This is a genomic window from Streptococcus sp. CF10-1 (assembly GCF_024295825.1).
Taxonomy (GTDB): domain Bacteria; phylum Bacillota; class Bacilli; order Lactobacillales; family Streptococcaceae; genus Streptococcus.
Genome location: NZ_JANCPQ010000001.1, coordinates 451238 through 464941 on the forward strand (window position 1 = coordinate 451238; position 13704 = coordinate 464941).

A 13704-nucleotide genomic window follows, 5' to 3' on the forward strand; every position below is an offset into this window, starting at 1 on the left:
AGAATAGAGAGGACTTATGTACCCAACCCATCAATTTAAAGATAAGTTTGTCTTATTTCTTAAGATATTTTTCCCTATCCTGATTTATCAATTTGCCAATTATTCTGCCTCTTTTGTTGATACAACCATGACTGGGCAGTACAATACCATGGACTTGGCTGGTGTGTCTATGGCAACGAGTCTATGGAATCCTTTCTTTACTTTTTTAACAGGGATTGTTTCGGCCATGGTTCCCATCATAGGCCATCATCTGGGACGGGGCAAAAAGGAAGAAGTGGCATCTGATTTTTACCAATTTATCTATTTAGTTTTCGGACTGTCTTTGGTCTTGCTTGGCATGGTAGTATTCTTAGCGCCGCCTGTCTTAAACCATATCGGACTAGAAACTCAAGTGGCGGCAGTTGCAGTTTCCTATCTTTGGTACCTTTCTATCGGGATTATTCCCTTGTTGTTGTTCAGTGTCATTCGGTCATTGTTAGATTCTCTTGGTTTGACCAAGCTTTCGATGTATCTCATGCTCCTATTACTTCCGCTCAATAGTGGTTTTAACTATCTCTTGATATATGGAGCCCTTGGTTTTCCTGAGCTTGGTGGTGCAGGAGCAGGGCTAGGAACTTCGCTAGCCTATTGGGTTTTATTGGGCATTTCCCTGCTTGTTTTGTTCAAACAAAAAAGATTAAAAACGTTACATCTTGAAAAACGTATTCCACTAAATATAGATAAAATCAAGGAAGGTGTTCGATTAGGTCTACCAATCGGAGGAACCGTATTTGCTGAAGTCGCTATTTTCTCCGTGGTGGGACTAATCATGGCTAAGTTTTCATCGCTCATCATCGCTAGCCACCAGTCAGCTATGAACTTTTCGAGTCTTATGTACGCTTTTCCCATGAGTATTTCCTCTGCTATGGCGATTGTTGTGTCTTATGAGGTTGGGGCTAAACGTTTTGAGGATGCAAAAACATATGCTCGTCTGGGGAGAGTAACCGCCCTTATTTTTGCAGGTCTTACCCTGTCTTTTCTCTATATTTTTAGAGATCGTGTAGCAAGTCTATATGGAAATGACCCTCAGTTTATTGAAACAACTGCTGTATTTCTAACCTACAGTCTCTTTTTCCAGTTAGCTGATACCTTTGCGGCTCCGCTCCAAGGAATTTTAAGAGGCTATAAGGACACTATCGTTCCTTTCTATCTTGGCTTAATCGGATATTGGGGAGTAGCGATACCTCTAGGATACCTACTAGATCAGGTAACTGACTTAGGGGCATTTGCTTACTGGATTGGGTTAATTGCCAGCTTGATTGTTTCTGGTTGTTTGTATCAATGGCGTTTGAAAACCGTAATGAAAAGATTGAGCTAATTTTAAGAAATTATCCTGAAAAACAACTTTGTGAAAAAATGCTCTAACTAGAGAGAATCCCTGTTTTAACAGGGATTTATTTTTTTATATTGTGAAATTTTATTAGCCATATACTTTGACAGCGTATACTAAAAAAGGTAAAATAGTAAGGTAAGTACAAAGTTAGAAAGGCAAGATTATGTCAACTTTAGATAAAAATCTTTTGCTAGAGATGTTCCGTAAGATGGAAGAAATCCGTCGCATGGACTTAAAAATCGCTCAGTTAGTGAAAAAGGGAAAAGTTCCCGGTATGACACACTTTTCTGTCGGAGAGGAAGCTGCTAACGTCGGAGCGATGCTGGCTCTCAATCCAGATGATCTGATTACCTCAAATCACCGTGGACATGGACAGGCTATTGCCAAAGGGATTGATCTCAACGGAATGATGGCTGAAATCCTCGGGAAATACACTGGAACCTGTAAAGGAAAAGGTGGTTCTATGCATATCGCCGACCTTGATGCTGGTAACCTTGGTGCCAATGGTATCGTTGGTGGTGGTATGGGAATAGCTGTTGGCGCAGCCCTCAGTCAGCAAATGCAACATACTGGAAAAATCGTTGTCTGCTTCTTTGGAGATGGTGCGACCAACGAAGGTGTTTTCCACGAAGCAGTGAACATGGCTTCTATTTGGAAACTTCCTGTTATTTTCTACTGCATTAACAACGGTTATGGAATCTCTGCAGATATCAAGAAAATGACCAATGTAGAACACATCCATCAACGTAGTGCGGCATATGGAATTCCTGGAATGTTTATCGAAGATGGAAACAATGTCATCGATGTCTATGAAGGATTTAAGAAGGCTGTTGATCATGTTCGTGCTGGTAATGGCCCAGTCTTGATCGAAAGTGTAACCTATCGCTGGCTTGGTCACTCATCATCTGACCCTGGTAAATATCGTACCCGTGAAGAAGTGGAATTGTGGAAACAAAAAGACCCAATCGAAAACCTTCGCAAGTACCTCGTTGAAAATAATATTGCAAATGCCGAAGAATTGGAAGAAATTCAAGCGCAAGTTAAGGAAGCAGTAGAAGCTTCTGTTAAATTTGCAGAAGAAAGTCCATTCCCACCACTTGAATCAGCATTTGAAGATATTTACGCAGACTAAGGAGAAAGAGTTAAAAATGGAAACAAAAACAATGTCGTTCCGTGACACCATTATCCTTGCTATGTCTGAGGAAATGCGTCGCGATGAAAATGTATTCTTGATGGGAGAAGACGTCGGTGTCTTTGGAGGAGACTTCGGAACTTCTGTTGGAATGCTTGAAGAATTTGGTCCAGAACGTGTCCGTGACTGTCCGATTTCTGAAGCTGCCATCTCTGGAGCAGCAGCAGGAGCAGCAATGACAGGTCTTCGTCCAATCGTCGATATGACCTTCATGGACTTTTCAGTTATTGCCATGGACAATATCGTCAACCAGGCCGCTAAAACGCGTTACATGTTTGGTGGGAAAGGTCAGGTTCCAATGACTGTCCGTTGTGCAGCAGGTAACGGAGTTGGTTCTGCAGCCCAACACTCGCAATCACTAGAGTCTTGGTTTACTCACATTCCTGGACTGAAAGTTGTAGCACCAGGTACACCTGCGGACATGAAAGGACTCCTCAAGTCTTCTATTCGTGATAACAACCCTGTTATCATTCTTGAGTACAAGTCAGAATTTAACCAAAAAGGGGAAGTGCCAGTTGATCCAGACTACACAATCCCACTAGGAGTTGGGGAAATCAAACGTGAAGGTACAGATGTAACAGTTGTTACTTACGGTAAAATGCTTCGCCGTGTGGTTCAAGCTGCTGAAGAATTAGCTGAAGAAGGAATTTCAGTTGAAATTGTGGACCCACGTACCCTTGTTCCACTTGATAAGGATATCATCATTAACTCAGTGAAGAAGACTGGTAAGGTCGTTCTGGTTAACGACGCCCACAAAACAAGTGGTTATATTGGAGAGATTTCAGCTATTATTTCGGAATCAGAAGCATTTGATTATCTAGACGCACCAATCCGCCGCTGTGCAGGAGAAGATGTGCCAATGCCTTATGCACAAAACCTAGAAAATGCAATGATACCAACGGTTGAAAGCATCAAAGATGCAATCCGAAAAACTTATAATAAAGAATAATACATAATATAAGTTATGTAAATTATAAGAATTTCTGACTTACTAACTTGAGTTATATTTTGTATCCAAGTTGTGTGTAAAGTTGCGACAATTTTTTGACGAATCGATAATATTCGACAAAAAACTTAGTAAGTCTACTAGGTTGGCCGCCAGATAGCGGCAACCGTAGTAACTTGAGATACGTTCCGTGTCCAAGTTACTTGTAGAGTTGAACACGGGCTAAAAGCTCGGAAAAAAGATAAATCTCCTTGACTTCATCGAAGTCTGCGTCGATTTCCTATTTTTCAGTCGCTTTTTACGCCCTTTGTATCATAAATAGAATTGGAGAGGTCATGGCTGATGACAAGCTAAGAGCGACTCCTGCGGCTAGAAAGTTAGCGGATGATCTAGGGATCAACCTCTACGACGTTTCTGGCTCAGGTGCAAACGGTCGTGTCCACAAAGAAGACGTGGAAACTTATAAAGACACAAATGTGGTTCGCATTTCGCCACTTGCAAAACGAATTGCCCTCGAACATAACATTGCTTGGCAGGAAATCCAAGGAACAGGTCATCGCGGTAAAATCATGAAGAAGGACGTTTTGGCCTTGCTTCCTGAAAATATTGAAAACGACACCATCAAGTCTCCTGCTCAAATCGAAAAAGTGGAAGAGGTTCCAGATACTATCACTCCTTATGGTGAGATTGAGCGTATTCCAATGACACCAATGCGTAAGGTTATCGCCCAGCGTATGGTTGAATCCTACCTAACCGCGCCAACTTTCACACTCAACTATGATGTTGATATGTCAGAAATGTTGGCTCTTCGTAAGAAGGTTCTTGATCCAATCATGGAAGCAACTGGGAAGAAGACTACTGTAACCGACCTTCTTTCTCTCGCTGTTGTAAAGACCCTTATGAAACACCCTTACATCAATGCTTCATTGACAGAAGATGGCAAGACCATTATCACTCACAACTATGTCAACCTTGCTATGGCGGTTGGTATGGATAATGGTCTAATGACACCAGTTGTCTATAATGCTGAAAAAATGAGCTTGTCAGAGTTGGTTGTAGCCTTTAAGGATGTCATTGGTCGTACCTTGGATGGTAAATTGGCTCCAAGTGAACTGCAAAATTCAACCTTCACAATCAGTAACTTGGGAATGTTTGGTGTTCAGTCCTTTGGTCCGATTATTAACCAACCCAACTCAGCAATTCTCGGGGTGAGCTCAACAGTAGAGAAACCTGTAGTTGTCAATGGTGAGATTGTTATTCGTCCTATCATGAGCCTAGGATTAACCATTGACCACCGTGTCGTAGATGGTATGGCTGGTGCTAAGTTTATGAAAGACTTGAAAGCCTTAATTGAGAACCCAATCTCAATGTTGGTTTAAAAATACAGTATTTATTTTTAGAGATATAGATAAAGGAAGTAAGACATGGCCTTAGAAGTAATTATGCCAAAAGCCGGCGTGGATATGACAGAAGGACAAATCGTCCAATGGAATAAGAAAGTCGGAGAATTTGTAAAAGAAGGAGAAATCCTTTTGGAAATCATGACTGACAAAGTCAGCATGGAATTGGAAGCCGAAGAAGATGGATACTTGATTGCCATCCTCAAAGGAGATGGTGAAACAGTCCCTGTAACGGAAGTTATCGGTTACCTTGGTGAAGAAGGGGAAAACATCCCAACAGCTGGAGCAGCTACGCCAGAAGCTAGCCCGGCGCCTGCAGTTAGTGCCTCAAACGAAGACGGCAAGAGCGATGATGCCTTTGATATCGTTGTGATTGGTGGGGGTCCTGCTGGTTATGTAGCAGCCATTAAAGCTGCCCAACTTGGTGGTACGGTTGCCCTTGTTGAGAAATCTGAACTTGGTGGAACTTGCTTGAACCGTGGCTGTATCCCAACTAAGACCTACCTTCACAACGCTGAAATCATCGAAAACATCGGTCATGCAGCAAATCGTGGTATTGTCATTGAAAATCCAAACTTCACTGTAGATATGGATAAACTTTTAGAAACTAAATCTAAAGTTGTCAATACCTTGGTAGGTGGTGTTGCAGGTCTTCTTCGTAGCTACGGAGTTACTGTTCATAAGGGAATTGGTACCACCACTAAAGATAAGAATGTCTTGGTTAATGGTTCAGAATTGCTTGAAACCAAGAAAATTATCCTTGCCGGTGGTTCTAAAGTCAGCAAGATTAACGTTCCTGGTATGGAATCATCACTTGTAATGACCAGTGATGACATTCTTGAAATGAACGAAGTCCCAGAAAACCTCGTTATCATCGGTGGTGGCGTTGTCGGTATCGAACTCGGTCAAGCCTTCATGACATTTGGTTCAAAAGTAACTGTTATCGAAATGATGGACCGTATCGTTCCAGCTATGGATGCGGAAGTTTCTAAGAATCTTCGCTTGATTCTTGAGCGTAAGGGTATGACCATCTTGACAGGTACAAAATTGCAAGAAATCATCGAAGAAAATGGTCAACTTCGTATCAAGGTTGAAGGAAAAGACGATATCATCGCAAGCAAAGCACTCCTTTCAATCGGTCGTGTGCCAGACCTTGAAGGAATTGGCGATGTTGAGTTTGAATTGGATCGTGGACGCATCAAGGTCAATGAATACATGGAAACTTCTGTTCCAGGTATCTACGCACCAGGTGACATCAACGGTACTAAAATGTTGGCGCACGCAGCCTTCCGCATGGGTGAAGTTGCCGCTGAAAATGCCCTCAAAGGAAATCATGCTGTTGCCAAATTGAACTTGACTCCTGCAGCCATCTACACTCTCCCTGAAGTAGCAGCAGTAGGTTTGACTGAAGAACAAGCTCGTGAGAAATACGATGTAGCCGTCGGTAAATTCAACTTTGCTGCGAACGGTCGTGCCATTGCTTCTGATGCAGCTCAAGGTTTCGTAAAAGTCATCGCTGATAAGAAATACGGAGAAATCCTTGGTGTGCACATCATTGGTCCTGCAGCTGCTGAATTGATAAACGAAGCATCAAGTATCATCGAAATGGAAATCACTGTTGAAGAAATGCTTAAGACAATCCACGGACACCCAACCTACTCTGAAGTGATGTACGAAGCATTTGCGGATGTTTTAGGAATGGCTATCCATTCACCTAAGAAAAAATAAATAAGTTTTTCAACTAAATTTTCTTAAAGTAGTACGGACGGCAGCGACCTCTATTAGAGTTCCATGCCTAAAAAGTGAGCCTCTTGTCTCAATTTTTCCGAGAAATGTAACGATAACACGTTACATTTCTTTTTGCCACTTCAGAAAATTGGATTGCTATGAACAGAATTTAAAAACTAAATTTTTGGAAATACTATGAAATATATTATCAATCATTCAAACGACACTGCCTTTAATATTGCCTTGGAAGAATACGCCTTTAAACACCTTTTGGATGAGGATCAAATCTTCCTTCTTTGGATTAACAAGCCTTCTATCATTGTTGGTCGTCACCAGAATACTATCGAAGAAATCAACCGTGATTATGTTCGCGAAAATGGCATTGAGGTGGTTCGCCGTATCAGTGGTGGTGGAGCTGTTTACCACGATTTGAACAACCTCAACTACACCATCATTTCAAAAGAAGATGAAAACAAGGCCTTTGACTTCAAGAGCTTCTCAACTCCAGTTATCAATACCTTGGCTCAACTAGGCGTTAAAGCTGAGTTCACAGGCCGTAATGACCTAGAAATTGATGGCAAAAAATTCTGTGGCAATGCCCAGGCCTATATCAATGGCCGTATCATGCACCACGGTTGCTTGTTATTTGACGTCGATTTATCAGTCCTTGCAAATGCCCTTAAGGTTTCAAAGGATAAATTTGAGTCAAAAGGTGTGAAATCCGTCCGTGCCCGTGTGACCAATATTATCAATGAACTACCAGAAAAAATCACAGTTGAAGAATTCCGTGATTTGCTATTGGAATACATGAAAAAAGAGTACCCAGAGATGACTGAATACGTCTTTTCTGAGCAAGAATTGGCTGAAATCAATCGTATCAAGGATACCAAGTTCGGTACTTGGGACTGGAACTACGGTAAATCACCAGAATTTAACGTCCGTCGTGGGACAAAATTCACCAGTGGTAAGGTTGAAATTTTTGCTAATGTCGTCGAATCAAAAATCCAAGATATCAAGATTTATGGAGATTTCTTTGGTATTGAAGACGTTGCTGCAGTAGAAGATGTCCTTCGTGGCGTGAAATACGAACGAGAAGATGTCCTTAAAGCTCTTGAAACTATTGACATTACACGCTACTTTGCTGGTATTAGTCGTGAAGAAATTGCTGAAGCAGTAGTGGAATAAATCAAAAAGAAGCTGTTTATTTTAGCAGCTTCTTTTTACGAGTTATTGATTTACATAATTTATTTTATGTAATTTATAAATTGTCCAGAGCATTCTTTTGTTCATCGTTGACGATATGAGTATAGAGGTCAGTGACTTGTGTACTGGCGTGTCCTAGCTGGTGGCTAACCAACACTTGCGATTTAGTTGCATCATAGAGCCTAGTTGCTAGGGTATGGCGCAGTTTGTGGGGAGTTACACGCACTTTGAAGTCCTCAGAGTACTTAGCAACCATCTTTTCCACGCTGGAAGCATCGATACGATTGGGAACACCTCGATAGAGTGTCAAAAAGAGTGCAGTATCCGTCTTTTCCGTCTTATAGCATTGATTCCGAATAGCTAGATAATTCTCTAGGTAAGGCTTAGCAAAGGCAGCGACATTGACCGAGTCACGTTTACCACCTTTTCGAGTGACATCAATGACCATCATTTTTAAATTGAGATCTCTTAGATCCAGATTAACAGCTTCAGATAGGCGGACACCAGATGCTAGGAGAAGGGCGATGATGGCCAAATCACGTTCTTTATTTTTGTTAAATGATGAAAGAGCTCGATTTGAGAGCTGTTGTGGGTACTCCTGGTCGATATAAGTCAGGAACCCTTCTGTTTCATCACCTAGAAAGAGTTTTTGCTTGATGTTTTCAGCTCTAGCAGCAAGTGTTTCTTTCTTTTTCTTGGTTGAAACTTTCTTCATTACATTACGATAGAAATAAGGTTCCCCTTGGTCGTTTTCAACCTCCTCTGTTAGATACTTGTAAAGACTAGAAAGTGCCGACAAAGTCCGATTAATGGTCGTCTGAGAGACACCTTGTTTGGTTGTATTGGCATTCAGCAATGGACGTTCACGTAGATATAGGATAAAAGCTTCCATATCTTTCTTAGACATATTTTCCAAGACAGATAAAGGAATGTCAGACATTTTATCAGCATTTGAAATACCAGACTCCAAAACCCAGCTGAAAAATCGATCGTATTCCTTGAGGTATTCGTACAAGGTTGTAAAACTGTAGGGCACAGCAAGCTTTGATTGGTAGTATTCCAGAACATACCAGGGCATGATTTGTTTTAGTTTATCGATTCGTTCCAGTAAAATCTCACGTTTCATGTATTTTCTCCAAAATTAAGTCTACTAGTAGTATAGCATAGACTTACATATTTTTCAAGAAAATTATAGTTTTTCGGAAAGATGTTATAGGGGACATAAATCCAAAGAAAAGTATAGCCCCTTAACCTTTTGACATTGTCTATACATCATCATACTTGAGTAACATATTCGGAATCTTTTCTTCAAGACTCTTGCGAACTTTACCTTGAATTGCAGTGTCCATTTGGCTGTTTATGCTTGTAATAGTTGATTTGGTTTCTGTAGCAATTTTCTTAGCTGCCTTATTAAAGTTATCTTTTAATTTATTTTTTGCTGTTATTGCTAACCTTGCTTCCGTAATGATTCGATTTCGTTCCATCATTCGATACATTTGTTTCAGTGCATATTGGTATTCTTCATCTGTGTAGTATTCATTCATTGGTGCTTGCATAATCTCTCCTTAGTTTGTGAAATTCTTCGTCTAAATCATTTCTTTTTTTGCGAAACTCGTTATCGTATTTTTCTCTCTCATCTTCGAGTTGAATTCTATGTTCTCGGTATACTTGATCTGAAAAGTGTCTCAGATTTTCTATTTCTGTAAAGTAGTCTCTAATATCATCAGCAGTTGAATCAAATTTTCTCAAGATTTGATACATTTTATCAACTTCTTCGGACATCAGTTTTTCTAAGTTTGCATTTCGTTCGTCTAGATCAAGGGCTTTGTTATCAAGTTCTTTCTTTTGTCGATAATATTGTTCTTCTAGAGCAAACAGTTCTCTCTCTTTCTCTCTTATTTCCTCCCATTTTACATCTTTTCTTTCCATTGTCGAAACTCCTTGGCTAATTGCTTATCTGTTGCTACTGTTTTTTCGATGACTTCTTGTAATTGTTTATCCAAATTTTCGAATTCTTGGGCGGAAGCATTCATCTTAGTGGCTGTTTGATTTGTCTCTGTCTGAAACGTATCAATAAACTGTGCTTGAGTGATACCTTGGCTAGCAAAAAGTGCCTCAACTTCATAGGGAGCTAATGCACTGTAACTCGTAAAATCGATTTTTGACCAAATTTCTTGTAATTCTTGATTGGCTTTTTTTGCTAAGGCGCTCACTTCATCAGCTCCAGTTCTTGCTGCTGCAGCCATAGATGATGATAAGATAGAACCTTGAGCTGCATCTAAGTATATTTCCTCAGAACTACTAATGCCACCTGATGACCATTTTGACTTCAAGTCCTTGTAATGAACCATTCCTCGGAGACTGTTGGCATAAGCTCGATAAACGCCACTGATTAAGGATTTCCCTCCTTTGCCATCTACAACTTGACCAGTTACAGGATCAAACTCCCAGTCACCAATTTTATGACTAGTCCCATCAAGCCAGTGAATCGTGCTAGGCATAGAATTTGTAATATCAATCGGACTGGTGTACCATTCAGGGTGATTGAAATCATTCCAACGTACTACATCATCATGTTTTCTACGGTAATCTATAAACATAGAAGGATTGCTTTCAATAAATGCTTTTTCTTCTAGTGTGAGTGCGCCGTATTTAAACCAAGCATTAAAGGTGGTTGTAGGGATGTGGTATTTAGCCCCTACTTTTAGCATATAAGATCCTTGTGAATAACCAGATAGTTGACTGACTTCATATCTAGGATCGTCCATAAGCTCTTTTACAAATTGGTCAGCAACCTTATATTGTGGAGATAAATAAGTTTGCCTTGCAATTATGGCACTATTGACATCGCGTGAACTAAACATAGTTTTATTCACCGGACTATCAGGGTCAGTTCCAGCAGCAATCACGGCTACATTTTTATAATCTGGTTTGCCATTGACTATAGGAGCTACCGCCAGCCCATCAAAACCAGTTTCAGTGTCAGACTTAGTGGCAACAACACGGAATTCTTGACCATCTGAGGTGGTTATAGTGTTGGTTTCATAGCTAGCTAATTCTGAATCAGGTTTATTAACAACAAGCTTTTTATGTTTTCGTCTAGCAAACTCTGGATTCACACTGTAAACTCCAGTATCTCTATTTAAATTATTAAGCTGTTTATCTGTATAATTAAATGTCATTATTGCTCTCCTTCGTCGTTATCAGAATAAGTTACTCTGATTTTCGAAGTGGTTTTACCCTTGTTTTCATTCAAAAATTGTCTATCTTTTATTCTTCCTTCCCATTCCAATGAAGCATCTGTTATTTCTTCGGTGTCTAAAGAATATCCAATCCCATATTTAATAGTTTTTTCATCAATAAACTTAATTTCAACATCACAAGACCATGATCCCGGCGGGTTTGTATAATCAGGATTTGTAATCTTGATCTCTTCTATCCCTTCATAGGAATTCTTTAAGGCGTTTACCAAACTAACTTCATACTCTCTATTTCGACGCTCTTCTTGGGATTTCCCTAACATGCTAAACATAAAAACACCTCCTACTGTGATAATTGCAATTGACAAAACGATTAGTAACCTTTTATGACTTTTTTTAGTGCTGGAATTGTTCATTTAAGATTTCCTCCTTTTTCTTATTATACTATCTGAGGTGGTTATTGTATTGGTTTCTTCAAAATCAGATGAAGAAGGATTCGGATTAGGAGCTTCTGTAACCAAAGGTTTATTATTTCTCTCAGCGTATTCAGAATTGACACTGTATACATTCTTCCCGTGGTTTAATTCATTAAGTTGTTTATCAGTATAATTAAATACCATTACTGCTCCCCTCTTTCTTTGTTAGAGTATGTAACCGTAACTGTATTAGTTGTTATTCCTTTTCTTAGGTTAAGAAAATCTCGCTGTCTATAAGTCATACGACCATTATAATTTTCTTTATCATCTAAGTCATGTGGAATTCCATAGAATATTTTTTCTCCATCTTCAAACAAAATATCAACCTTACAAGACCAGTCGCCAGGAGGATTCGTATATGTTGGATTGGTAATTTCGATTTCTTCTATCCCTTGATAAGAATTCTTCAAGGCATTTACCAAACTAACTTCATATTCTCTATTTCGACGCTCTTCTTGGGATTTCCCTAACATGCTAAACATAAATATACCTCCTGCTGTGATGGCTACGAGTAACAAAACGATTAGTAGACTTTTATGACTTTTTTTAATTCCAGAATTGTTCATTCGAGTTTTTCTCCTTTTTCTTATTATACTATTTATACTATAAGATTAGTCTATTTTACACTATAATAAGAAAAAGTTGTTTTACATCTTTTCTTTCCATTGTCGAAACTCCTTGGCTAATTGCTTGTCTGTTGCTACTGTTTTTTCGATGACTTCCTGTAATTGTTTATCCAAATTTTCAAATGCTTGGGCGGAAGCATTCATCTTAGTGACTGTTTGATTTGTCTCTGTCTGAAACGTATCGATGAACTGTGCCTGAGTGATACCTTGGCTAGCAAAAAGGGCCTCAACCTCATAGGGAGCTAATGCTATGTAGCTCGTAAAGTCGATTTTTGACCAAATTTCTTGTAATTCTTGATTGGCTTTTTTGGCTAAGGCGCTGACTTCATCAGCTCCAGTTCTTGCTGCTGTAGCCATTGATGATGATAAGATTGAACCGAACCCTGAGCTGCATCTAAGTATATTTCCTCAGAGCTACTAATACCACCTGATGACCATTTTGACTTCAAGTCCTTGTAATGAGCCATTCCTCGGAGACTGTTAGCATACGCTCGATAAACGCCACTAACCAAGGGCTTCCCACCTTTACCATCAACAACTTGACCTGTTACAGAATCAAACTCCCAGTCCTCAATTTTATGGCTAGATCCATCAAGCCAGTATATTGTATCAGGCATTTTTAAGAAAGACTTATTAAACCATTCGGGGTGATTGAAATCATTCCAGACTACTACATCATCATTTTTTTTACGATAATCTATAAACATAGAAGGGTTACTTTCAATAAATGCTTTTTCCTCGTTAGAAAGTGATAGATAAGTGAACCAAGCGTTAAAAGTTGTAGTTGGAATATGATATTTAGCTCCTACTTTCAGCATGTAGGAACCTTGTGAATAACCAGAAAGTTGACTAACTTCATATCTAGGGTCATCCATAATTTCTTTTACAAATCGATCTGCTACCAAATATTGAGGAGATAAGGATGTATCTCTTTCTACCAGCGCTGAAGAAATGTCAATCTTAGTAGGACTCCCTGGATCCGTTCCCGCAGCAATCACAGCTATACTTTTATAATCGGGTTCACCGTTGACTATGGGAGCTACCGCCAAACCATCAAAACCTGTTCCTTGGTGAGACTTAGTCGCAATAACACGAAATTCTTGACCATCGGATATTATGGTGTTTGTTTCACCTTTATTTTTAGGCGAAGGAGTAACAATTTTGTAACCCTTTCGCTTGGCATATTCTGGATTGGAACTATAAACATTTTTCCCTTGATTTAATTCATTAAGCTGTTTATCTGTATAAGTGAAAACCACTACTGTACTCCTTTTTCTTTATCCGAATAATATATAGTAACTAAAGATGTTGTTTTCCCTTTATGAGAATTCAATATTTCCCACTGGTCATTTATTTCTTTATTTGTTTTTCCATTAACAAAACCATTATAATTTTCAACGTCATTTAAAGAGTGGCCTACACGATATTCTATTTTTACTTTATCTGAAAATAGAATATTTACATCACAAGACCAGTCGCCCGGAGGGGTTGTATATTCTGGATTGGAAATTTTGATTTCTTCTATCTCTTCATATGAATTCTTTAAGGCATTTACCAAACT

At 39.4% G+C, this 13704-nt stretch carries 16 protein-coding genes; 6 read left to right on the forward strand and 10 right to left on the reverse strand.

All coding sequences use genetic code 11. The annotated features are described in order from the left end of the window. The first annotated feature begins 16 nt into the window (after positions 1-16). The 6 genes from NMM25_RS02255 (at position 17) to NMM25_RS02280 (ending at position 7823) form a co-directional block, all read left to right on the forward strand. Complete coding sequence (locus NMM25_RS02255) at positions 17-1357, forward strand: MATE family efflux transporter (protein ID WP_254735812.1); 1341 nt, start codon at positions 17-19, stop codon at positions 1355-1357. A gap of 178 nt (positions 1358-1535) precedes the next feature. After that, positions 1536-2504 (forward strand): thiamine pyrophosphate-dependent dehydrogenase E1 component subunit alpha, encoded by a 969-nt coding sequence (locus tag NMM25_RS02260; protein WP_254735813.1) that lies wholly within the window; start codon positions 1536-1538, stop codon positions 2502-2504. A gap of 16 nt (positions 2505-2520) precedes the next feature. Continuing rightward, positions 2521-3513, forward strand: a complete 993-nt coding sequence (locus tag NMM25_RS02265) for an alpha-ketoacid dehydrogenase subunit beta (protein WP_000448714.1) — start codon at positions 2521-2523, stop codon at positions 3511-3513. Positions 3514-3845: 332 nt separating this feature from the next. Then, positions 3846-4889, forward strand: a complete 1044-nt coding sequence (locus tag NMM25_RS02270; RefSeq protein ID WP_070535306.1) for a dihydrolipoamide acetyltransferase — start codon at positions 3846-3848, stop codon at positions 4887-4889. Between the two features lie 45 nt (positions 4890-4934). After that, positions 4935-6638, forward strand: coding sequence for a dihydrolipoyl dehydrogenase (gene lpdA, locus NMM25_RS02275; protein WP_254735814.1), 1704 nt, complete (start codon positions 4935-4937; stop codon positions 6636-6638). A gap of 195 nt (positions 6639-6833) precedes the next feature. After that, complete coding sequence (locus NMM25_RS02280) at positions 6834-7823, forward strand: lipoate--protein ligase (protein ID WP_254735815.1); 990 nt, start codon at positions 6834-6836, stop codon at positions 7821-7823. Positions 7824-7896: 73 nt separating this feature from the next. Here the strand turns inward: NMM25_RS02280 and xerS are convergent, their stop codons facing one another. The 10 genes from xerS to NMM25_RS02330 form a co-directional block, all read right to left on the reverse strand. Next, complete coding sequence (gene xerS, locus NMM25_RS02285; RefSeq protein WP_254735816.1) at positions 7897-8967, reverse strand: tyrosine recombinase XerS; 1071 nt, start codon at positions 8965-8967, stop codon at positions 7897-7899. Between the two features lie 139 nt (positions 8968-9106). Beyond that, positions 9107-9397 carry a hypothetical protein gene (locus NMM25_RS02290; protein ID WP_254735817.1) on the reverse strand — a complete coding sequence of 97 codons (291 nt, stop codon included), beginning with the start codon at positions 9395-9397 and terminating at the stop codon, positions 9107-9109. After that, a complete protein-coding gene (locus NMM25_RS02295; protein ID WP_254735818.1) occupies positions 9378-9770 on the reverse strand; it encodes a hypothetical protein in 393 nt (130 codons plus the stop codon). Before NMM25_RS02295 ends, NMM25_RS02290 begins: the two co-directional genes overlap by 20 nt. Continuing rightward, positions 9752-11023 carry a hypothetical protein gene (locus tag NMM25_RS02300; protein WP_254735819.1) on the reverse strand — a complete coding sequence of 424 codons (1272 nt, stop codon included), beginning with the start codon at positions 11021-11023 and terminating at the stop codon, positions 9752-9754. Before NMM25_RS02300 ends, NMM25_RS02295 begins: the two co-directional genes overlap by 19 nt. Beyond that, complete coding sequence (locus NMM25_RS02305; RefSeq protein WP_247917774.1) at positions 11023-11457, reverse strand: hypothetical protein; 435 nt, start codon at positions 11455-11457, stop codon at positions 11023-11025. Before NMM25_RS02305 ends, NMM25_RS02300 begins: the two co-directional genes overlap by 1 nt. Further along, positions 11458-11661: a hypothetical protein gene (locus NMM25_RS02310; RefSeq protein WP_254735820.1), complete on the reverse strand. Its 204-nt coding sequence runs from the start codon at positions 11659-11661 to the stop codon at positions 11458-11460. Next, positions 11661-12083 carry a hypothetical protein gene (locus NMM25_RS02315; protein WP_254735821.1) on the reverse strand — a complete coding sequence of 141 codons (423 nt, stop codon included), beginning with the start codon at positions 12081-12083 and terminating at the stop codon, positions 11661-11663. Before NMM25_RS02315 ends, NMM25_RS02310 begins: the two co-directional genes overlap by 1 nt. 81 nt (positions 12084-12164) lie before the next feature. Then, complete coding sequence (locus NMM25_RS02320) at positions 12165-12500, reverse strand: hypothetical protein (RefSeq protein WP_254735822.1); 336 nt, start codon at positions 12498-12500, stop codon at positions 12165-12167. Beyond that, positions 12455-13402, reverse strand: coding sequence for a hypothetical protein (locus tag NMM25_RS02325; protein WP_254735823.1), 948 nt, complete (start codon positions 13400-13402; stop codon positions 12455-12457). The genes NMM25_RS02320 and NMM25_RS02325 overlap by 46 nt, the downstream gene beginning before the upstream one ends. Continuing rightward, on the reverse strand, positions 13402-13704 hold a 303-nt coding region (locus NMM25_RS02330), incomplete at its 5' end, for a hypothetical protein (protein WP_254735824.1). The genes NMM25_RS02330 and NMM25_RS02325, both read right to left, overlap by 1 nt.

Coding starts and splice junctions, on each gene's coding strand:
- NMM25_RS02290 (WP_254735817.1), bottom strand. CDS start 9,397: ATGCAAGCACCAATGAATGAATACTACACAGATGAAGAATACCAATAT.
- NMM25_RS02320 (WP_254735822.1), bottom strand. CDS start 12,500: ATGGCTACAGCAGCAAGAACTGGAGCTGATGAAGTCAGCGCCTTAGCC.
- NMM25_RS02260 (WP_254735813.1), top strand. CDS start 1,536: ATGTCAACTTTAGATAAAAATCTTTTGCTAGAGATGTTCCGTAAGATG.
- xerS (WP_254735816.1), bottom strand. CDS start 8,967: ATGAAACGTGAGATTTTACTGGAACGAATCGATAAACTAAAACAAATC.
- NMM25_RS02295 (WP_254735818.1), bottom strand. CDS start 9,770: ATGGAAAGAAAAGATGTAAAATGGGAGGAAATAAGAGAGAAAGAGAGA.
- NMM25_RS02270 (WP_070535306.1), top strand. CDS start 3,846: ATGGCTGATGACAAGCTAAGAGCGACTCCTGCGGCTAGAAAGTTAGCG.
- NMM25_RS02310 (WP_254735820.1), bottom strand. CDS start 11,661: ATGGTATTTAATTATACTGATAAACAACTTAATGAATTAAACCACGGG.
- NMM25_RS02305 (WP_247917774.1), bottom strand. CDS start 11,457: ATGAACAATTCCAGCACTAAAAAAAGTCATAAAAGGTTACTAATCGTT.
- NMM25_RS02265 (WP_000448714.1), top strand. CDS start 2,521: ATGGAAACAAAAACAATGTCGTTCCGTGACACCATTATCCTTGCTATG.
- NMM25_RS02255 (WP_254735812.1), top strand. CDS start 17: ATGTACCCAACCCATCAATTTAAAGATAAGTTTGTCTTATTTCTTAAG.
- NMM25_RS02280 (WP_254735815.1), top strand. CDS start 6,834: ATGAAATATATTATCAATCATTCAAACGACACTGCCTTTAATATTGCC.
- NMM25_RS02300 (WP_254735819.1), bottom strand. CDS start 11,023: ATGACATTTAATTATACAGATAAACAGCTTAATAATTTAAATAGAGAT.
- NMM25_RS02315 (WP_254735821.1), bottom strand. CDS start 12,083: ATGAACAATTCTGGAATTAAAAAAAGTCATAAAAGTCTACTAATCGTT.
- lpdA (WP_254735814.1), top strand. CDS start 4,935: ATGGCCTTAGAAGTAATTATGCCAAAAGCCGGCGTGGATATGACAGAA.